Origin of the sequence: Actinomadura macrotermitis (assembly GCF_009604375.1) — a bacterium.
Taxonomy (GTDB): domain Bacteria; phylum Actinomycetota; class Actinomycetes; order Streptosporangiales; family Streptosporangiaceae; genus Spirillospora; species Spirillospora macrotermitis.
Genome location: NZ_WEGH01000001.1, coordinates 2,500,738 through 2,520,002 on the forward strand (window position 1 = coordinate 2,500,738; position 19,265 = coordinate 2,520,002).

Genomic DNA, 19,265 nt, shown 5'->3' on the forward strand with positions numbered 1-19,265 from the left:
GGACGTGACAGCCCATGTGACCGAGACGCCCCACGTGACCGAGACGACCCGCGTGATGAGCCCGGTCCTGGTCGGCCGGTCCGCCGAGCTCGCCGAGCTGGAGGCCGCGCTGCGCGCCGCCCCGGGGGCGGTCCTGATCGGCGGCGACGCCGGTCTCGGCAAGACCCGGCTGATCCGCGAGTTCACCGCGCGCGCCGCCGATCACGGCGCCCGCACGCTCGCCGGCGGCTGCCTGGAGCTCGGCTCGGACGGCCTGCCCTTCGCCCCGTTCACCACCGTCCTGCGCGGCCTGGTCCGCGACATCGGCATCGACGGCATCGCCGAGCTGCTGCCGCGCGGCGACACCTCCGGCCTCGCCCGGCTGCTGCCGGAGTTCGGCGAGCCCGAGGGCGACGCGGCGTCCGGCCAGGAGCGGGCCCGGCTGTTCGAGCTGGTGCTGATCCTGCTGGAGCGGCTCGCCGAGCGCGCCCCGCTCGCGCTGGTCATCGAGGACGCGCACTGGGCGGACCGTTCCACCCGCGACCTTCTGGCCTTCCTCATCCGCAACGCCGGCGCCGCGCCGCTGCTGATCGTGGTCACCTACCGGGCCGACGAGCTGCACCGTGCCCACCCGCTGCGGCCGCTGCTCGCCGAGCTCGGCCGGGTGGAGCGGGTCCGCCGGATGGAGCTGGCCCGCCTCGCCCGCGCCGACGTCGCCGAGCTGGTCGGCCGGATCCTCGGCGAGGAGCCGCGGCCAGGCCTGGTCGACCTGGTGCACCGGCGCAGCGAGGGCAACCCGCTGTTCGTCGAGGCGCTGCTGGACAGCGACGGCACCGTCGCCTGCGAGCTGCCCGAGTCGCTGCGCGACCTGCTGCTCGCCGGGGTGCAGCGGCTGCCGGAGGAGACCCAGGAGGTGCTGCGCGACGCCGCGGTCGGCGGCAGCCGCATCGAGCACCCGCTGCTCGCCGCGGTGTCGCGGCTGGACGACGCCGCGCTCAGCCGGACGCTGCGGCCCGCGGTCGCCGCCAACGTGCTGATGGTGGAGGGCGACGGCTATGCCTTCCGGCACGCGCTGATCCGCGAGGCCATCCACGACGACCTGCTGCCCGGCGAGCACACCCGGCTGCACACCCGGTACGCGCAGGCGCTGGAGGAGGACCCGGGCCTGGTCCCGCCCGGGCGGCTCTGGGTGGAGATCAGCCACCACTGGCACGCCGCGCACGACGCGACGTGGGCGCTGGTCGCGGCGTGGCGGGCCGCCGCCGAGTCGCGCAAGGCCCTCGCCTACGCCGAGTGCCTGGCGATGCTGTCGCGCGTCCTGGAGCTGTGGGAGCGGGTGCCGGACGGCGCCGAGCGCATCGCGGCCTCCCACGCCGAGGTGCTGGAGGAGGCCGCCAAGGCCGCCGACGACGCCGGCGAGTACGAGCGCGGCATCAAGTTCGCCTCCGCCGCGCTGCGCGCCCTGCCCGACGACCCGGGCACCGAGGTGTGCCGGCAGCGCGCGTCCCTGCTGGAGCTGCGCGGCCGGATGCGCTACAAGCTCGCCCGGCCCGGCTTCATCGAGGACATGCAGGAGGCGGTGCGGGTCCTGTCCGTCAAGCGGACGGCGGTGCGCGCGCGGGTGCTGTGCACCCTCGCCCAGTACGGGCGGCTCACCACCGGCATCGGCGACGCCCGCGACGCCGCCACCGAGGCGCTGGAGATCGCCACCGCCATCGGCGACGTCGCCGCCGAGGCCGACGCCCGGATCACCCTGTTCTGCGTCGACATCGACTACGACGACGACTTCGGCTCGCTCAGCACCATCGAGGAGGCCGCGCGCCGCGCCGGCGTGCACCGGCTGATCCTGCGCTTCGCGGTGATCCAGTCGCACTTCCTGGAGGGCGCCGGCCGGCACGCCGAGGCCGCCGAGGTGGCGCGGCGCGGCATCGCGCAGGCCGCCGAGTTCGGCGTCGCCCGCACCGAGGGCACCTTCCTCAGCATCAACCTGGCCGAGCCGCTGGTCTCGCTCGGCCGCTGGGACGAGGCCGCCCAGGTGCTGCGCACCGCCCGTGAGCAGGACCCGCCGGTCACCATCCGCACCTCGCTGGAGGTGCTGGCCGGGGAGGTGGCGCTGCTGCGCGGCGACATGGCCACGGCACGGGCCCGCCTGGCGGGCTCCCAGGAGATCATGGACGTGCGGCTGCGCTGGGTGAAGACCCAGGACTACTTCGCCACGCTCCGGCTGGAGGCGCAGCTGCTGCTCGCCGAGGGCCGGCCGGACGCCGCCTTCGACGCGCTGCGGCCGGTGCTGCTGGAGACCGGGCTGCCCGACGACGCCCGCTACACCTGGCCGGTCCTGCTGCTCGGCGCGATCGCCTGCACCGAGCTGGACGACCCGTCCCGGCTGGCCGGCCTGGAGGCCCGCGCGGCGGGCCTGGCGGCGCGCGGCCCGGCGCAGGAGGCGTTCCGGCGCGCCTTCGAGGCCGAGGCGGCCTACGCGCGCGGCCGCCGCGACCCCGCCGCCTGGGACGCCGCCGCGGCGGCCTGGGCCGCGCTGGACCGGCCCTACCCGCAGGCCGAGGCGCTGCTGCGGGCGGCGCAGTCCGCCCTCACCGCGGGCGACCACGACGGGGCGTACGAGCGGCTGGGCACCGCCGCCGGCATCGCCGCCCGGCTCGGCGCGGCGCCGCTCGGCGAGCGGCTCGCCGAGCTGACGCGCCGGGTCCGCGGTCCGCGCCGCGCCGGCGGCGGCGAGGGCCCGCTCGGGCTGACGCCGCGCGAGGTCGAGGTGCTGCGGCTGGTCAGCGCCGGGCACAGCAACCGCGACATCGCCGAGGAACTGTTCATCTCGGCCAAGACCGCCAGCGTGCACGTGTCGAACATCCTGGCCAAGCTGGGCGTGACCAGCCGCGGCGAGGCCGCCGCCACGGCGCGCCGCCTGGCGCTGTTCGAACCCGCCACCCGTCCCTGAGCGTCCCCTGGACCCGGCGGCAAGAGTCTCCCCTCCCGGACTCTTGCCACCGGGTCGTCGGACCACACGGGAACTTCAGTGGCTGGCCTTCCGAATCGCGGTCCGCGGAGTACGCGGTACTTCTCCGCTCGGAGAGGCGGCCCGCGAACCATCCGGCCACTGCCCAGTGTGCGCCACCCCGCGGCCGGCGGCATCGGGAGACCTCCCGATCCGGATACCTAAATTCCCCGCCGGGCATACCCATGCCCGGCCGGCACCGGCGGGCGGGTACCGGCCGTCAGTGCGCGGAGTACAGCCGCGGCCGGGCCGGGTGGCGCGGGCCGTGCGTCCCGGTCAGGTGCCAGGTGAGGTCGCCGTAGCGCCGCGCGTGCAGGTGCTCCTGCAGGGACCGCTCGCGCGGGTCGGGGCGCCGGGTCGCGGCGATGCCGTACCGCTCGATCATCATGCCGAGCACCGCGGCGCGGACCGCGTCCAGCGACACCTGCAGCCCGAGCCCGGCGAGCGTGCGCCGCCCGCCCGGCGGCCCGGCCAGGTAGGAGCGGTCGTAGGGGCCGAGGTCGGTGACGTGCACCGCGACGTGGGTGAGCTCGGCGTGCCGGGTGCGCAGCCGCGCCGACTGGACGATCCCGTCCCCGAGCGCGGCGGCCGGCAGGCCGAGCCCCGCGACGGCCGCGGCCACGAGCGCGCCGAGGTCGGGCCGTGTTCCGGGCTGCCGCGCGGCGCGGTGCACGAGCGTGAACAGCAGGGTGCCCGAGTCGGTGTAGACGGCGCCGCCGCCGGTGGCGCGGCGGGCCACCCGGACGCCGTCGTGGGCGCAGCAGGCCAGGTCCACGGCGTCGGCCAGGCACTGGAACCGGCCCACCAGGACGCTCGGCGCGTTCTGCCAGACGCGCAGCACCGGGAACGGGCGGGCCCGGGCGGCGCCGGCCGGGCCCGTGGGGGCGGGCACGGCGGCGACGCGGGCCAGGGCCTCGTCCAGCGCCAGGTTCCACGCCGGGTCCCGGGTGTCGTCGACGATCACACTCAGCATCTGGCCGGCCTCCCGCACTCGTCCGCGCGCCGGCCCGGCCGGGACACCGCGACCGGGCCGCCCGCGGCCCGGACGGGCCCGCGGATCGGCGAAACCCGGCGGACCTGGGCAGCGCCGGGTTCCTGCAACATATCGGCCCACCGCGCCGAACACAGGCGGAGAGTTTTCATATGGTGACACTGTGCGAGGATCCGCCGGTCAGCGCGCGGTCCGTCCGCCGGCGCGGGCCTCGCGCGGCGGTCCGGGCCGCCGGCTTCCCCGAACCGCCCCCAACCCGGCACGGAAAGTGATCCAATGACCGGAGTATCTCCAAAGCCCTTGACCCATCAAGGCCAGAGGGGTTCGCTGTGCGTGATGGATGAGACACGGAAACCCACTCTCATCGCCTCGGTGCAGCGTGCGCTGCACCTCATGGAGGTCGTGGCGTCGCATCCGAACGGTGCGCCGGCCAAACAGCTGTCCCGCGAGGCGGGCCTTCCGCTGGCGACCACCTACCACCTGCTGCGCACCCTGGCGCACGAGGGCTACGCGATGCGCCTGTCGGACGGCATCTGGGTGCTCGGCGACCGGGTGCAGACGCTGCAGGGCCAGAGCAAGACCCAGCAGCTGCTCGCCCGGATCCGCCCCACCCTCATCGCGCTGCGTGACGAGCTCGGCGTGGCGTCCTATTTCGGCATGCACGTCGACGACGAGATCCGCATCATCGACATCGCCGACGGCCCGCGCGCGCCCCGCGTCGACCTGTGGGTCGGCTTCGACGACGCCGCGCACGCCACCGCCATCGGCAAGTGCATGCTCGCCCAGCTCGACGAGGACCGCCGCCGCGACTACCTGTCCCGGCACCCGCTGGTCGACCTCACCCCGCACACCATCACCGAGCCGCGCCGCCTGCTCAGCACCCTGGACACCCAGTCGGGCCTGTCGCTGGACCACGAGGAGTACGCCATCGGCACCGGCTGCGCGGCCGTCCCGGTCACCGACGCGACCGGCACCGTGGTGGGCGCCCTCGCCATCTCCTGCCGCTCCACCAAGCTGCCCAAGATCGAGGCCTCGGTCCACCGGATGAAGGCCACCGCCGCCCGCATCCAGCGCACGCTGAGTTTGACGATCTGACCGGCCGGGATCAGCGGCCCTGGAAGTTCGGTTCGCGGCGTACCAGGAAACAGGTGCTGTGATGCCCTCCGAACTCAGCGGCCCTGGAAGTTCGGTTCGCGGCGTTCGAGGAAGGCGGTGATGCCCTCCTTGGCGTCCTCGGTGCCGGCGAGGGCGACCAGCTCGCCGAGCAGGTGCTCGACCTGGTCCTCCAGCGGCCGGTTCTCGATCGCGAAGAACGCCGCGCGGCCCTTGCGCAGCCCGACGGGGCTCTTGGCGGCGATGACGCGGGCCAGCGCGTCCACCCGGGCGTCCAGCTCGGCGCGCGGCACGACCTCGGTGACCAGGCCGATCTCGCGGCCCTCGGCGGCGGTGATCCGCTCGCCGGTGTAGTAGAGCCGGAACGCGTGCTTGGGCGCGACGTTCCGGTTGATGATCGCCATGATCATCATGGGCCAGAGCCCCACGTTGACCTCGGGGGTGGCCAGCTTGACGTCGTCGGCGGCGATCACCAGGTCGCAGGCGGCCGCGAGCCCGAGCCCGCCCGCCACCGCGTGCCCGGCCAGCCGCGCGATGACCGGCTTGCCCAGCCTGGGGAAGGCGGTGAACAGCCGGAACGGCGCGCTCTCGCGGATGGCGGCGGCGCCGGCGACCGACCCGCCCGCCTCCTGCTTGGCGCCGAGGCCGCCGAGGTCGGCGCCCGCGCAGAAGGCCCGGTCGCCCGCGCCGGTCAGCACGATGACGCGGACGTCCTCGTCGGCGTCGGCGCGGGCCAGCGCGTCCAGCAGCTCGCCGATCATCGCGTCGCTGAGGGAGTTGCGCGCCTCCGGCCGGTTCAGCGTGATCCGCGCGACCCGGTCGGCCACCTCGTAGACGATCGCCTCGTACATGCACCCTCCACGGGAAACGGGAACGGGCGGGCCCACCGGAGGACCCGCCCGTGACAAGACCGGAGACTAAAGACGCTCGATGATCGTCGCGTTGGCCTGGCCGCCGCCCTCGCACATGGTCTGCAGGCCGTAGCGGCCGCCGGTGCGCTCCAGCTCGTGCAGCATCTTGGTCATCAGGATGCCGCCGGTCGCGCCGAGCGGGTGGCCGAGGGCGATCGCGCCGCCGTTGGGGTTGGTCTTCTCCAGCGCGGCGCCGGTGTCGGCGGCCCACGCCATCGGGACCGGGGCGAAGGCCTCGTTGACCTCGAAGACGTCGATGTCGTCGACCTTGAGGTTGCTCTTGGCCAGCGCCTTCTCGGTGGCCGGGATCGGGCCGGTCAGCATGTAGACCGGGTCCGAGCCGCAGATGGCGAGGGTGTGGATGCGCGCCCGCGGGGTCAGGTTGTACTGCTTGACGGCCGCCTCGGAGGCGATCAGCAGCGCGGACGCGCCGATGGAGATCTGCGAGGCGACGGCCGCGGTGATGACGCCGCCCTCGCGCAGCAGCTTCAGCCCGGCCATCTTCTCCAGGGAGCTGTCGGGGCGGGGGCCCTCGTCCTTGGTCAGCCCGGCGATCGGGGCGATCTCGCGGTCGAAGTAGCCGGCCTCGATGGCCTTGGCGGCGCGCCGGTGGCTCTCCAGCGCGTACTTCTCCAGGTCCTCGCGGCTGAAGCCCCACTTCTCGGCCATCAGCTCGGCGCCGCGGAACTGGGAGATCTCCTGCATGCCGTAGCGCTCGAACCAGCCCTCCCCGTAGGGGAAGTCCATGCCGGACACGATGCTGGCGCCCATCGGCACCTTGGCCATCTGCTCGACGCCGGCGGCGACGACCAGGTCCTGGGTGCCCGACAGCACGCCCTGCGCGGCGAAGTGGATCGCCTGCTGGGACGAGCCGCACTGGCGGTCGATGGTCACGCCGGGCACGCTCTCGGGCAGCCCGGCCGACAGCCACGCGGTGCGCGCGATGTCCAGCGCCTGCGGGCCGACCTGCATGACACAGCCCATGATCACGTCTTCGACCGCGGACGGGTCGACGCCGGTGCGGTCCACGAGCTCCTTGAGCACGTGCGCGCCGAGGTCGGCGGGGTGCACGTCCTTCAGGGCGCCCTTCTTGGTACCGACGGGGGTACGGACCGCGCCGACGATGTACGCCTCGGCCACTACGCCTCCAAAAGCAGGGGTTGGGTTCCGTCCCGAAACCGAGTGAGATTCGGTCAGTCAGTATGAGATTACATCGCCGCGGGCGCAACGGCGGATGTGACCTCGCTCTCGGTCCGTCCCCGTCAATCCCGCAGCGCGTGCACCTGCCGGCCCTCGGTGTCGTCGCCCAGGGTGTCCCGGCACAGCCTGGTCAGCAGCTCGGCCAGCTCGGGGCTCTCCTCCGGCGACCAGCCCCGCAGGTGGTCGGCCAGGCCCGCCACCCGCGCCTGGACGAGCCGGTCCGCGGTCTCCCGCCCGTCGTCGGTGATCGCCAGCTCGCCCTCGGCGCGCCGCACCAGGCCCGCCTCCACCAGCCGGTCGATGTAGGGGCGGCCCTGCTCGACGGTGACGCCCGCGCGGTCGGCCAGCGCGGCGCCGGGCACCGAGCCGTCCCTGGCGATCCGGCAGAGCGCCCACATGCTGCCCGGCGGCAGGTCCACGCCGGCGAGCCGGCCGATCCGGGTGTACTGCTCCAGCGCGGCCGGGTCGCGGCGGATCAGGTCCGACAGCGCGCGCTCGACCTCGTGCCGCGACGTGCGCGCCGACGCGCCGCCGAGCCCCTCGCCGTAGTCGGTGGCCTGCGCGGTCGCGCGCAGCGGCGTCTCCTTCATGAACCAGGTCAGCACGCACGCGATCAGCGCGATCGGCACCGCCCACAGGAACACGGTCTGGATCGCGTCGGCGTAGGCGTGCAGGAAGTCGCCCCGCACCTGCGGCGGCAGCTTCTCGATCAGCTTGGGGTTGCCCTGCGCCGCCGCCGGGTCGAAGCCGCGCGGCAGCTCCCCCTTGCGGGCCAGCTCGGTCATGTTGGATTCCAGGTGGTTGGCGAACACCGTCCCGAAGGCCGCGACGCCGAACGAACCGCCGATCTGCCGGAAGAACGTCACCCCCGACGTCGCCGCGCCGAGGTCGGCGTAGGGCACCCGGTTCTGCACCGCGATGACCAGCACCTGCATGACCAGGCCGAGGCCGAAGCCGAGCAGCAGGAAGCGCAGGCTCATCGACCAGGTGGTGGAGCGCTCGTCCATCCGCGACAGCAGGAACAGCGCGACCGCCACGATCGGCGTGCCGATGATCGGGTAGATCCTGTAGTGCCCGGTCTTGCTGATCAGCTGCCCGGACCCGATCGAGGCGACCAGCAGCCCGACCATCATCGGCAGCAGGTGCACGCCCGACATCGTCGGCGAGACGCCGTGCACCACCTGCAGGAAGATCGGCAGGAACGTCAGCGCGCCGAACATGGCGAAGCCGATGACGAACCCGATCGAGGACGACAGCGAGAACACCGCGTCGCGGAACAGGTGCAGCGGCAGGATCGGCTCGGCCGCGCGGTGCTCCACCAGCACCCACAGCGCGATCAGCACCACCGCGCCGACGGCGAGCCCGATGATCTGCACCGAGCCCCACGGGTACTCGGTGCCGCCCCAGGTCGTCATCAGCACCAGCGCCACCGACCAGCCGACGATCAGCACCGTGCCGAGGTAGTCGATCCGGTGCCGGTGCCGCTCGGAGGGGGCGTGCAGCACCAGCGCCACCGCGATCAGCGCGAGCACGCCGACGGGCAGGTTGATGTAGAACACCCAGTGCCAGGACAGGTTGTCCACGAACCAGCCGCCGAGCAGCGGCCCGCACACGCTGGAGATGCCGAACACCGCGCCGAACAGGCCCTGGTAGCGGCCCCGCTCGCGCGGCGGGACGACGTCGCCGACGATCGCCACGACCAGCACCATCAGCCCGCCGCCGCCGAGCCCCTGGATCGCCCGGAACGCGATGAGCTGCCCCATCGACGACGACAGGCCGCACAGCGCCGACCCCACCAGGAAGATCACGATCGACAGCTGGAACAGCCGCTTGCGCCCGTACTGGTCGCCGAGCTTGCCCCACAGCGGCGTGGACGCGGTGGACGACAGCAGGTAGGCCGTCACCACCCACGACAGGTGGTTCAGCCCGCCGAGGTCGCTGACGATCGTCGGCAGCGCGGTGGACACGATCGTCTGGTCCAGCGCGGCCAGCAGCATGGCGAGCATCAGCGCGCCGAGGATGACCGCCAGGTTCCGGCCCTGCGGCATGGACCCTTCCGGCAGCCTGGTCGAAGTGTCAGCGGTCATGCCTTGAACCCCCGCGAGCCTCTGGGACGCCTCACGGCGCCGTCCTCCCCCGTCGCAGGCGCCGCCTCAGCCGTGCCCCCCGTGACGTCCGGTACGGGGTCCCTACCCATCCCCGCACCGGAGATCACACAGCGTGCACCACGCGGGGCGCCCGGTCAGCGCAGCAGGTCGCGGCCCACCTTCGCGGCGCCGACGGCGGCGGTGCCGCCCGCGACGCCGACGGCCCCGGCGGTCACCCACAGCGGCAGCCGGCCCCGGCTCTTCAGCCCGTTCACCGTGTCGAGCGAGTCCACCACCAGCCCGAGCCGCGCCCACAGCCTGCGGTTCGGCCCCTTGCTCAGCAGGTACCCGGCACCGAGGGCGATCTCCCGGGCCGCGAACATCCGGGTGACGTAGTCGCGCCCGGCGTCGGACCCGCCGCCCATCCCCATCAGCTTGACGGTCAGCCCCGGCAGGGCGAACGCGGCGACGCCGATGGCCACCCGCCCGCGCGCCACCCCGATCATGAGGTCGTCCACCCGGCCGCCGTCCTTGACTTCCTTCTCATCTGCCACGCAGGCGAGGCTATCCCCGCCCGAACCGGGACGAAGGGCCGGGGTAAACCTGTTCTGACGGGGCTAGGCTGGAAGGGCAGGCCCGACCCCCGAACGAAGGTGGCCATGGAAGGGATCATCGCGCTCGGTTTCGTCGCGCTGCTGGCGGCGTTCTGCGTCCGCTGGGTGGCCGGGCGGCTGCGCATGCAGGCCCCGGCCCGCAACGCGGTCGTGATCGTCTTCGTGCTGGTGGTGCTGGCGATGTGGGGACAGCACCTGAACGGCTGACCCGACCTGGTGATCGACAGCCGGTCAAGCCGAACTTTTCCGGGCCCTGAAGAGTCATAACTGACGAAACCGGCTTGCCTGTCCGCTCCCGGCCCGGTCTCGGGCACGCGCCTCATCCGGCGCCCGGCTCGATCCGCCCGGCGAGCGGCGTTCCCGCCTGGCGAAGCCGACCGATCGAGGGAGTCCCGACGTGTCCCAGCCGGCCGTGACGTTCCAGGAGCCCGGTGGTGCGATCGCCCCGCACCTCCGGCGGCTGCTGGACTTCGTCGAACCCGCTCCCGACGACGTCTGCCTGGACGTGGCCCGCGGCCACGGCCCGATGCCGGCCGCGCTCGTCCCCCAGGTCCGCCACGTCAGCGCCGTCGACGCGCTGCCCCCGCCGCTCCGCCACGCCCGGGGCCGCACCCGCACGGTGGAGTTCGGCACCGGCCCGGTGCGCATCGCGGGCGAGGGCGACCTGGCCGCCCGGCGGGTGCCCACCGCCTACCTGGAGCGCCGGCCGAACCGGGGCTGCCCCGATGGCATCACCGTGCAGGCCGACGCGACCGCGCTGCCCTACCGCGACGGCACGTTCTCGCTGGTCACGACCCGGTTCTCGCTGTACAACCTGGGCGACCCGCAGCGGGTGCTGCGCGAGCTGCTGCGGGTGTGCCGGCCCGGCGGCCGGCTGGTGATCGCCGACCTGGTGCGCGGCAACCTCACCGGCCCGGGCCGCGACCGGGTGGAGCGGCTGCGCGACCCCGACCACCCCGGGACGCCGTCGATCGCCGCGCTCACCGACCTGGTCACCGGGGCGGGCGCGACCATCCGCCGCTTCGACGTGTTCACCGTGGAACGGCCCATCGAGCCGTGGCTGGCGGGCGCGCACAGCGCGCACGCCGCCGACCAGATCCGCGGCGAGCTGCTGGAGGAGATCGACGGCGGCCCGCGCACCGGCGCCAAGCCCCGCCTGATCGGCGGCGAGCTGTGGTTCACCCAGTCCTGGGCCCACATCGCCGCCGAGCCGATCTAGGGCGCTAGGAGTGCAGCGGTAGCTCGAACCAGACGGCCTTGCCGTCGGCGGTCGGGCGGGCGCCCCAGCGGCTGGCGAGCTGGTCGACCAGGTACAGCCCGCGGCCGCCCTCGTCGGTCTCGCCCGCGCTGCGGATGCGCGGCAGCCGCATGTCGGTGTCGAACACCTCGACCCAGATCGCGTCCGCGCCGCGGCGCAGCCGGAGCCGGAACTCCTTGGCGGGGGGTTCGCGGCGGCCGAGCTGGCCGGCCAGGTCGACGCCGAGGTCCCAGTCGTCCTCGTCGAACGCGCCGCCGCCGAACGGGGCCGGCGCGATGCCGCCCCCGTCCAGCACCAGCTCGCGGCGCGGCGCCGGGGTGGTGGCGGCGTGCAGCACCACGTTGGTGACGACCTCGGAGACCAGCAGGCAGGCCAGCTCGGCCTGCTCGTCGTGCATCCCCCAGGCGGCGAAGGCGTCGGCGGCCAGGCGCCGGGCCTCCGACACCATGATCGGCTCGGCCGGGAAGGTGCGCTCCTGCACCGCCAGCTCGTCGCCGGCGGTGCGGATGACCACGATGGCCACGTCGTCGTTGATGTCGCCGGGCACCGCCTCGTAGGCGGCGTTGGCGATCGTCTCCACGTCGCGGCGGGCGACCGCGGCGACGGCCTGGCGGACCCGCTCGCGCGCCTCCTCGCGGGAGTGGTACTCGCCGTCGTCCCTCGGCCGCCGGTCGATCAGGCCGTCGGTGTAGAGCACCAGGGTGGAGCCGGGCTTCAGCTCGGTGCTCTCCTCGTTGAACAGGATCTCGCCGCCCACGCCGGGACCGCGGACGCCGAGCATGGCGCCCTCGCTCTCGAAGGTCAGGTCGCCGACCTGGCCGTCGGTGATGATCAGCGGCGGGTCGTGGCCGGCGTTGGCGAACTCCAGCACCCGCGACCAGGCGTCGTAGACGAAGTAGGTGCACGACACCAGCGGCGGGCGGACCAGGTCGTCGCTGTTCCAGCCTGACCGCATCCGCTCGGGGCGGGTCATCGTGCGCACCCACTCGTCGAGCTTGCGCAGGATGTCGGCGGGCGGCTTGTCGTCCTGGGCGAACGCGCGCAGCGCGGCGCGCAGCTGCCCCATGACGGCGGCGGCGCGGGCGCCGCGGCCCTCCACGTCGCCGATGACCACGCCGACGCGGCCCGCCGACAGCGGGATCACGTCGTACCAGTCGCCGCCGACCTGGGTCTGGATGCCGTGGCCGTGCGACTCCAGCGGGCGGGCCGGCTCGTACCGCCAGGCGATCTGCAGGCCGTCCAGCTTGGGCGGCAGGTCGCCGGGCAGCAGGTGCTTCTGGAAGGCCAGCGCGGTCTCGCGCTCCTCCTCGAACAGCAGCGAGTTGTCGATGGCGATCGCGACCCGGCCGGCGATCGCGCCGAGCAGGTCGCGGTCGAAGCCGTCGTAGTGCGGGTCGGGCCGGGCGGACAGGCTGGACAGGGCGAGGCTCATCACGCCGAGCAGCTCGCCGCGCACCAGCAGCGGCGCGGAGATCACCGAGGTGATGCCCATCGCGTCGCCGAGCCGCCGGGACTGCTCGCTCGGCGCCTCGAAGCGGTGCCGCAGCATGTCCTCGACCAGCACCGCGTCGCGGCGGCTCATCGCCTTGGCGCTGAAGTGGCCGGGCGGGTAGGAGACCGGGTCGCCGACCTCGGCCCAGGTGCCGGGCGGCGGCGTCCAGCCGCCGGCGTGCTGCGACACCCGGCGGATCAGCCGGTCGCCGCTGAACACGTCGATGAAGCAGTGGTCGGCGAACTGGGGGACCAGGGTGGTGGCGACCCGGCGCAGCGTGGTCTCCAGCTCCAGCGACCCGGCGAGCCGCTCGCCGATGCGCTCCAGCAGGCCGTAGCGGTCCTGCTCGCGCTGGTTGGAGCGCAGCGCCTCGCGCGCGAAGATCACGATGCCGTCGACGGCGCCGGAGGGGTGCCGCAGCGGCACCGCGTGCGCCCGGGTGTAGACGGTGGAGCCGTCGGCGCGCAGGTTGCAGAAGGTGCCCTCCCACACGCCGCCCTTCAGGACGTGCCGGGCCAGCTCGGCGGCCTGCTCGTGGTCCTCCTCGGCGATCGCCAGCGACAGCGCCGAGTGCCCGACGAACTCGTCGCCGCCGAAGCCGAACAGTTCCTGGGCGAACGCGTTGCCGTAGATGACGTTGCTGAAGCGGTCACAGACGATGACCGCCATCTCCATCTGGTTCAGGACGGTCTCGGGCGGCAGATGCGCCTCGTAGGGCGTCTCCCCCCAGCGGTTCATGTGCCCATCCTGGTTACCGTCGCGTTCCTCGCCTGCTGCGATCCTCGCCCACCCCCGTTGGAGAGCGCCACTGTCGTATTGAACGACGAACCCGGCACCGGGATACGCCGGATCGGCGTGCGGATGTGGAGATCTTCGGTATAGACCGCGCGCCCGGCGGCCCCGCCCCCTCGCTCAGCGGCGGCTGACGAAGACGTGCTCGGCAATGCCGCGCGGCAGCTCCGTCGCGAGGGCCTCCGCGCCGTCGTCACATACCACCCGTACTCCGTCGTCACTCGTCCGCAGCGTCACCTCTCGGCCCGGTTGTATCCCGATTTGTTTAAGTTTAAGCATCAGGTCGCTGTCGCTCTGCACCTGCTCGCTGATGCGCCGGACGACCGCCCGCGAGCCGCCGGGAGAGGCCGCCGCGGTCATCGCCGCCAGCGGAGTGGGCTCGGCCTCGTCGTCGTGGCCGCCGAGCTCGCCGAGCCCGGGGATCGGGTTGCCGTGCGGGCAGGTGGTCGGGTTGTCCAGCAGCGCGACCAGGCGCCGCTCGACCTCCTCCGACATCACGTGCTCCCAGCGGCACGCCTCGATGTGCACGTCCTCCCAGGGCAGGCCGATGACGTTGACCAGCAGGCACTCGGCCAGCCGGTGCTTGCGCATCACGCTGACGGCCAGGTCGCGGCCGGATTCGGTCAGCTCCAGGTGCCGGTCGCCCTCGACCCGCAGCAGCCCGTCGCGCTCCATCCGCGCCACCGTCTGACTGACCGTCGGGCCGCTCTGCGAGAGCCGTTCGGCGATGCGCGCGCGAAGAGGGACGATTCCCTCCTCCTCGAGCTCGAATACCGTCCGGAGATACATCTCCGTGGTGTCGATCAGGCCGTGTGAGGTCACAGCTCCCTCCAGTCTTATGCCACCGAGTCTACTTGCATCGCACCCTCCGAAACGGTGCATGGAGGCAACCCCATCGGCAGGGAATCGGGACAACGCGCCGCCCCGGCCGCTTCTTCCCGAAACTTGTTCATGTTTTCCGGGTGTCGTACCGCAGCAGGGCGGGCGCCGCCAGGGCCGCGATCACGACCAGGACCGCGCACGCCACGCCGCCGCCCACCCAGGAGGCGGTGGCCCCGGTGACGGCGGCGGTGGCGCCGGCGCGCAGGTCGCCGAGGCGCGGGCCGCCCGCCACCACGACGGTGAACACCCCCTGCAGGCGGCCGCGCATCTCGTCGGGCGCGTAGGTCTGGAGCATCGTCTGCCGGAACACCGCCGACACCAGGTCGGCGGCGCCGCCGACGGCCAGCAGCGCCACCGCGAGCCACAGCTGGTGGGCGAGCCCGGCGGCGGCGACGGCCAGGCCCCACACCACGATCGCGGCGACGAGCGCGACGCCCTGCCGGTGCACGCGGCCGATCCAGCCCGACATCAGGCCGCCGAGGACCGAGCCGATGGCGATGGCGGCGAACAGCCAGCCGACGGCGCCCTCGCCGCCGAAGGTCTTGTCGGCGACCTCGGGGAACAGCGCGCGGGGCATCGCCACGCCCATCGCGATGATGTCGACCACGAACGACATCATCAGCACCGGCTGGGTGGCCAGGTAGCGCAGCCCGTCGACGACCGAGCGCAGCCCGGCGGCCTTGGCGACGGTGTCGCCGAGCGGCGGGATGGGCGGCAGCCGCAGCGCCGCGTACAGGCCGACGGTGAACAGCGCGGCGTCCAGGCCGTAGGCGGCCGCGTAGCCCCAGTGGGCGAGGACGACGCCGGCGAACAGCGGCCCGGCCAGCATCCCGACCTGGCTGGCGGTGAAGTTCAAGGTGGTCGCGGCGGCGACCAGCTCCTTGTCGAACAGCCGGGGCACGATGGCGCCGCGGGTCGGCGAGGAGATCGCGAAGCCGGTGGACTGCACCGCCACCGCCGCCATGATCAGCAGCAGGCTGTCCAGCCCGAGCAGCGCCTGCAGCAGCAGCGCGAGGGTGGACAGCCAGGTCACCAGCGAGGAGGTGAACAGCAGCCGGCGGCGGTCCATGTGGTCGGCGATCGCGCCGCCCCACAGCCCGAAGACGATCAGCGGGACCAGGCCGACGACGCCGAGCGCGCCGACCCAGGCCGACGACCCGGAGATGGCGTAGACCTGGACCGGCACGGCGACGGCGGTGACCTGGAAGCCGACGAACGACACGCCCTGCCCGAGCCACAGGCGCCGGAAGGCGCGGTTGCCGAGCGGGCGGGTGTCGATGGCCAGCCGCCGCAGCAGGTGGCGGCGCGGGGGCGGGGGCCCGGCGGGCATGTCAGGAGTGTCGGCGGGGGTTGACTGCTGTTCCGATGTCACGGCGACAGTCTCTCCACCCGCCATCCGGTCTCCGCGCCCGCCTCCCTTCCACGCAGATAGCGCAGCCGGTCGTGCAGCCGGTTCGGGCGGCCCTGCCAGAACTCGATCGTCTCGGGGACGACCCGGTAGCCGCCCCAGAAGTCCGGCAGCGGCACCTCGCCGGTGTCGTCCCCGGCCGGATCCGGCCATCGTGCGGCGAGTTCGGCGTACCGCTCCTCCAGCACCTCCGCGTTCGGGATCACCGCGGACTGGCGTTCGCTCGCCCACGCGCCGATCCGCGATCCGTGGGGCCGGGAGCGGAAATATTCGGCCGATTCCTCGGCGGGCAGCCGCTCGACGCGCCCGGCCACCCGTACCTGGCGGTGCACCGCGTGCCAGGGGAAGACGAGCGCGGCGCGCGGGTTGACGGCCAGGTCACGCGCCTTGTCGGAGGTGTAGTTGGTGAAGAAGCGGAACCCGTCGGCGCCGTAGCCCTTCAGCAGGACGGTCCGCGCGCTCGGCACGGCGTCCGCCGAGGCGGTCGCGAGCACCATCGCGTTCGGCTCGGGAAGCCCGCTGGCGGCAGTGTCCGCGAACCAGGCCGCGAACAACGTCAGCGGATCGGAAGGGACTGCCGTCTCGCGCAATCGGTCGCCCTCATAGGATCTGCGGAGCCGAGCGGGGTCTGGGGTTGGGAGATCCACAACCTTAGAGCCTCCCACCTGGGTCTTGTGCATCTCACAGGGACCTGGGTACTGGTCAGTAAGGTGGACAGGGTTCAATGGCACGGCACCGCCTTATCACTATGGGGACGAAAGGCAGGACGACATGTCCGACTTCAAACCCGGTCTTGAGGGAGTCGTCGCCTTCGAGACCGAGATCGCCGAACCGGACAAGGAGGGCGGCGCCCTCCGCTACCGGGGCGTCGACATCGAGGAACTCGTCGGCCGCGTCTCCTTCGGCGACGCCTGGGGCCTGCTGGTCGACAACAGCTTCGACCCCGGCCTCGCCCCGGCCGAGCCGCACCTGCTGCCGGTGACCTCCGGCGACGTGCGGGTCGACGTGCAGGCCGCCCTCCCGACGCTGGCCCCCGCCTACGGGATGCGCCCGCTGCTGGACATCAGCGACGAGCAGGCGCGCGCCGACCTGGCCCGCACCTCCGTCACCGCCCTGTCGTTCGTGGCGCAGTCCGCGCGCGGCGTCGGGGTCCCGATGGTCCCGCAGTCGCGGATCGACGAGGGCCGGACCATCACCGAGCGGTTCATGATCCGCTGGCGCGGTGAGCCGGACCCCCGGCACGTCCAGGCCATCGACGCCTACTGGGTCTCGGCCGCCGAGCACGGCCTGAACGCCTCCACCTTCACCGCCCGCGTCATCGCCTCCACCGGCGCCGACGTGGCGGCCAGCATCTCCGGCGCCATCGGCGCGATGTCGGGCCCGCTGCACGGCGGCGCCCCGGCCCGCGTGCTGCCGATGATCGAGCGGGTGGAGCAGCTCGGCGACGCCCGCAAGGTCGTCACCGACATCCTGGACGGCGGCGAGCGGCTGATGGGCTTCGGCCACCGCGTCTACCGCGCCGAGGATCCGCGCGCCCGCGTGCTGCGCCGCACCGCCAAGGAGCTGAACGCGCCGCGCTTCGAGGCCGCCAAGGCCCTGGAGGACGCCGCGCTGGCCGAGCTGCGCACCCGCCGCCCGGACCGCCCGATCGAGACCAACGTCGAGTTCTGGGCCGCGGTCATCCTGGACTTCGCCGAGGTCCCGACCGCGATGATGCCGGCGATGTTCACCTGCGGCCGCACCGCCGGGTGGGCCGCGCACATCCTGGAGCAGAAGCGCACCGGCCGGCTGGTCCGCCCGAGCGCCCGCTACACCGGCCCGGGCAGCCGTTCCATCGAGGACGTCACCGGCGCCGACGCCGCGATCAAGCGCTACGCGAGCTGACCGCGGCTTCCTGAAGTACCGTGCGAGGCCCCCGGTCGTCCACCGGGGGCCTTTGCCATGATTGGCCGGTAATGAACAACGATGAACCGCTGGACGGCGACATCGGCCCCGCCGCGCCGGCCGAAACCGCCCCGGCCGCCGAAACCGCCGCTCCCGTGGAAGCCGCCGCGACGAAGGCGGCCGTGGCCGAGGAGCTGCGCCGCTACGAGGCCGAGCGGGAGGCGCGCCGCCGCCGCACCAACGCGATCGCGGGGCGCGTCGCGCTCTGGGCGGCCGCGCTGCTGCTGGCCTTCCTGGCCTTCGACTCGGTCCGCACGGCCCTGGAGGCCCGCCGCAAGGGCGATCCGTGGCTGTACCCCCCGGCCGTGAACGCCGCCATCTGCCTGTTCGCGCTGCTGCTGATCGCCGGCTGGGCGCTGCGCCGCAGGACACGCCGGTGACGTCTCGGCATGTGAACCCGCCGGTGATCTTCCGGGCTGCTCAAGTACCCTTTTGCGAGTGACCGAAGCCGCGAATCCAGCCATTGCCATTCCCGCCGATCTCAAGCCCCAGGACGGCCGCTTCGGATGCGGTCCGTCCAAGGTGCGTCCCGAGCAGCTCGCCGCGCTCGCCGAGTCCGGCTCGACCTACATGGGCACCTCCCACCGCCAGAAGCCGGTGAAGTCCGTGGTCGGCCGCGTCCGCGCGGGCCTGTCGGAGCTGTTCTCCCTGCCCGAGGGCCACGAGGTCCTGCTGAGCAACGGCGGCACCACCGCCTTCTGGGACGCCGCCGCGTTCGGCCTGGTCCGCAGCAGGTCGCAGCACCTGGTGTTCGGTGAGTTCTCCAGCAAGTTCGCCAAGGTCACCAAGGGCGCGCCGTGGCTGGAGGACCCGTCGGTGATCTCCACCGACCCCGGCACCCACCCGGCCGCCGCCGCCGAGGCCGGCGTCGACGTGTACGCGCTCACCCACAACGAGACCTCCACCGGCGTGGCGATGCCGATCAAGCGCCCGGCCGGCACCTCGGCGGACGAGGCGCTGGTCCTGGTCGACGCGACCTCCGGCGCCGGCGGCCTGCCGGTGGACGTCAGCGAGACCGACGTCTACTACTTCGCGCCGCAGAAGTGCTTCGCCGCCGACGGCGGCCTGTGGGTGGCGCTCGCCTCCCCCGCCGCGCTCGCCCGCATCGACGAGATCGCCGCGTCGGACCGGTACGTGCCGGAGTTCTTCAACCTCAAGACCGTGGTCGACAACTCCGCCAAGGACCAGACCTACAACACCCCGGCCGTCGCCACGCTGATCCTGTTCGCCGAGCAGATCGAGTGGATGAACGCGCAGGGCGGCCTGGCCTGGACGACCGCGCGCACCGCCGACTCCTCGCAGCGCCTGTACACCTGGGCCGACAAGACCTCCTACACGTCGCCGTTCGTGGCCGACCCGGCGCAGCGCTCGCAGGTCGTCGGCACGATCGACTTCACCGACGAGGTCGACGCCGCCGCGGTCGCCAAGGTGCTGCGCGCCAACGGCATCGTGGACACCGAGCCGTACCGCAAGCTCGGCCGCAACCAGCTGCGCATCGGCATGTTCCCGGCGATCGACCCGGCCGACGTGGAGGCCCTGACGGCCTGCATCGACTACGTCGTCGAGCGCCTCTGACCTGTCGCG

General features: G+C 73.3%; 16 protein-coding genes. 7 read left to right on the top strand and 9 right to left on the bottom strand.

Annotation, left to right across the window (positions count from 1 at the left end; genetic code table 11):
• The first annotated feature begins 4 nt into the window (after positions 1-4).
• Entirely contained in the window at positions 5-2,932 is a 2,928-nt protein-coding gene (locus tag ACRB68_RS42450; protein ID WP_328594048.1) for a helix-turn-helix transcriptional regulator, read from the top strand.
• Positions 2,933-3,209: 277 nt separating this feature from the next.
• Here ACRB68_RS42450 and ACRB68_RS11575 read toward each other — a convergent pair whose 3' ends face one another.
• Positions 3,210-3,962 (bottom strand): lipoate--protein ligase family protein, encoded by a 753-nt coding sequence (locus ACRB68_RS11575; protein WP_153532057.1) that lies wholly within the window; start codon positions 3,960-3,962, stop codon positions 3,210-3,212.
• A 354-nt stretch (positions 3,963-4,316) separates the two neighbouring features.
• Here ACRB68_RS11575 and ACRB68_RS11580 point away from each other — a divergent pair, with 354 nt between their 5' ends.
• The gene (locus ACRB68_RS11580; RefSeq protein WP_153532058.1) at positions 4,317-5,075 is read left to right on the top strand and encodes an IclR family transcriptional regulator; all 759 of its coding nucleotides are present in this window, start codon (positions 4,317-4,319) and stop codon (positions 5,073-5,075) included.
• Positions 5,076-5,149: 74 nt separating this feature from the next.
• Here the strand turns inward: ACRB68_RS11580 and ACRB68_RS11585 are convergent, their stop codons facing one another.
• From ACRB68_RS11585 to ACRB68_RS11600, 4 genes are all read right to left on the bottom strand, one after another.
• Positions 5,150-5,944 carry an enoyl-CoA hydratase/isomerase family protein gene (locus ACRB68_RS11585; protein ID WP_153532059.1) on the bottom strand — a complete coding sequence of 265 codons (795 nt, stop codon included), beginning with the start codon at positions 5,942-5,944 and terminating at the stop codon, positions 5,150-5,152.
• A 66-nt stretch (positions 5,945-6,010) separates the two neighbouring features.
• Positions 6,011-7,144 (bottom strand): acetyl-CoA C-acetyltransferase, encoded by a 1,134-nt coding sequence (locus tag ACRB68_RS11590; RefSeq protein WP_328594049.1) that lies wholly within the window; start codon positions 7,142-7,144, stop codon positions 6,011-6,013.
• Positions 7,145-7,266: 122 nt separating this feature from the next.
• On the bottom strand, positions 7,267-9,291 hold the full coding sequence (locus ACRB68_RS11595; RefSeq protein WP_153532061.1) for an MFS transporter: 2,025 nt from the start codon (positions 9,289-9,291) through the stop codon (positions 7,267-7,269).
• A 155-nt stretch (positions 9,292-9,446) separates the two neighbouring features.
• Positions 9,447-9,845 carry a hypothetical protein gene (locus ACRB68_RS11600; protein WP_328594050.1) on the bottom strand — a complete coding sequence of 133 codons (399 nt, stop codon included), beginning with the start codon at positions 9,843-9,845 and terminating at the stop codon, positions 9,447-9,449.
• 105 nt (positions 9,846-9,950) lie between these two features.
• On the opposite strand from ACRB68_RS11600, the gene ACRB68_RS40135 reads away from it, so the two are divergent.
• The gene (locus ACRB68_RS40135) at positions 9,951-10,112 is read left to right on the top strand and encodes a hypothetical protein (protein WP_194293254.1); all 162 of its coding nucleotides are present in this window, start codon (positions 9,951-9,953) and stop codon (positions 10,110-10,112) included.
• A 190-nt stretch (positions 10,113-10,302) separates the two neighbouring features.
• Positions 10,303-11,124, top strand: coding sequence for a class I SAM-dependent methyltransferase (locus ACRB68_RS11605; RefSeq protein WP_328594051.1), 822 nt, complete (start codon positions 10,303-10,305; stop codon positions 11,122-11,124).
• A 4-nt stretch (positions 11,125-11,128) separates the two neighbouring features.
• Here the strand turns inward: ACRB68_RS11605 and ACRB68_RS11610 are convergent, their stop codons facing one another.
• From ACRB68_RS11610 to pdxH, 4 genes are all read right to left on the bottom strand, one after another.
• Positions 11,129-13,393, bottom strand: a complete 2,265-nt coding sequence (locus tag ACRB68_RS11610) for an ATP-binding SpoIIE family protein phosphatase (RefSeq protein WP_153532063.1) — start codon at positions 13,391-13,393, stop codon at positions 11,129-11,131.
• Between the two features lie 174 nt (positions 13,394-13,567).
• Positions 13,568-14,269, bottom strand: coding sequence for a metal-dependent transcriptional regulator (locus tag ACRB68_RS11615; protein WP_328594052.1), 702 nt, complete (start codon positions 14,267-14,269; stop codon positions 13,568-13,570).
• A gap of 127 nt (positions 14,270-14,396) precedes the next feature.
• Entirely contained in the window at positions 14,397-15,659 is a 1,263-nt protein-coding gene (locus ACRB68_RS11620; RefSeq protein WP_153532065.1) for an MFS transporter, read from the bottom strand.
• 38 nt (positions 15,660-15,697) lie between these two features.
• Positions 15,698-16,417 (bottom strand): pyridoxamine 5'-phosphate oxidase, encoded by a 720-nt coding sequence (pdxH, locus tag ACRB68_RS11625; RefSeq protein ID WP_153532066.1) that lies wholly within the window; start codon positions 16,415-16,417, stop codon positions 15,698-15,700.
• Positions 16,418-16,508: 91 nt separating this feature from the next.
• Between pdxH and ACRB68_RS11630 the strand changes: the two genes are divergently transcribed.
• The 3 genes from ACRB68_RS11630 (at position 16,509) to serC (ending at position 19,256) form a co-directional block, all read left to right on the top strand.
• Positions 16,509-17,621 carry a citrate synthase 2 gene (locus ACRB68_RS11630; protein ID WP_153532067.1) on the top strand — a complete coding sequence of 371 codons (1,113 nt, stop codon included), beginning with the start codon at positions 16,509-16,511 and terminating at the stop codon, positions 17,619-17,621.
• Between the two features lie 71 nt (positions 17,622-17,692).
• Positions 17,693-18,061 (top strand): hypothetical protein, encoded by a 369-nt coding sequence (locus ACRB68_RS11635; protein WP_153532068.1) that lies wholly within the window; start codon positions 17,693-17,695, stop codon positions 18,059-18,061.
• Between the two features lie 58 nt (positions 18,062-18,119).
• Entirely contained in the window at positions 18,120-19,256 is a 1,137-nt protein-coding gene (serC, locus tag ACRB68_RS11640) for a phosphoserine transaminase (RefSeq protein WP_328594053.1), read from the top strand.
• Positions 19,257-19,265 lie beyond the last annotated feature (9 nt).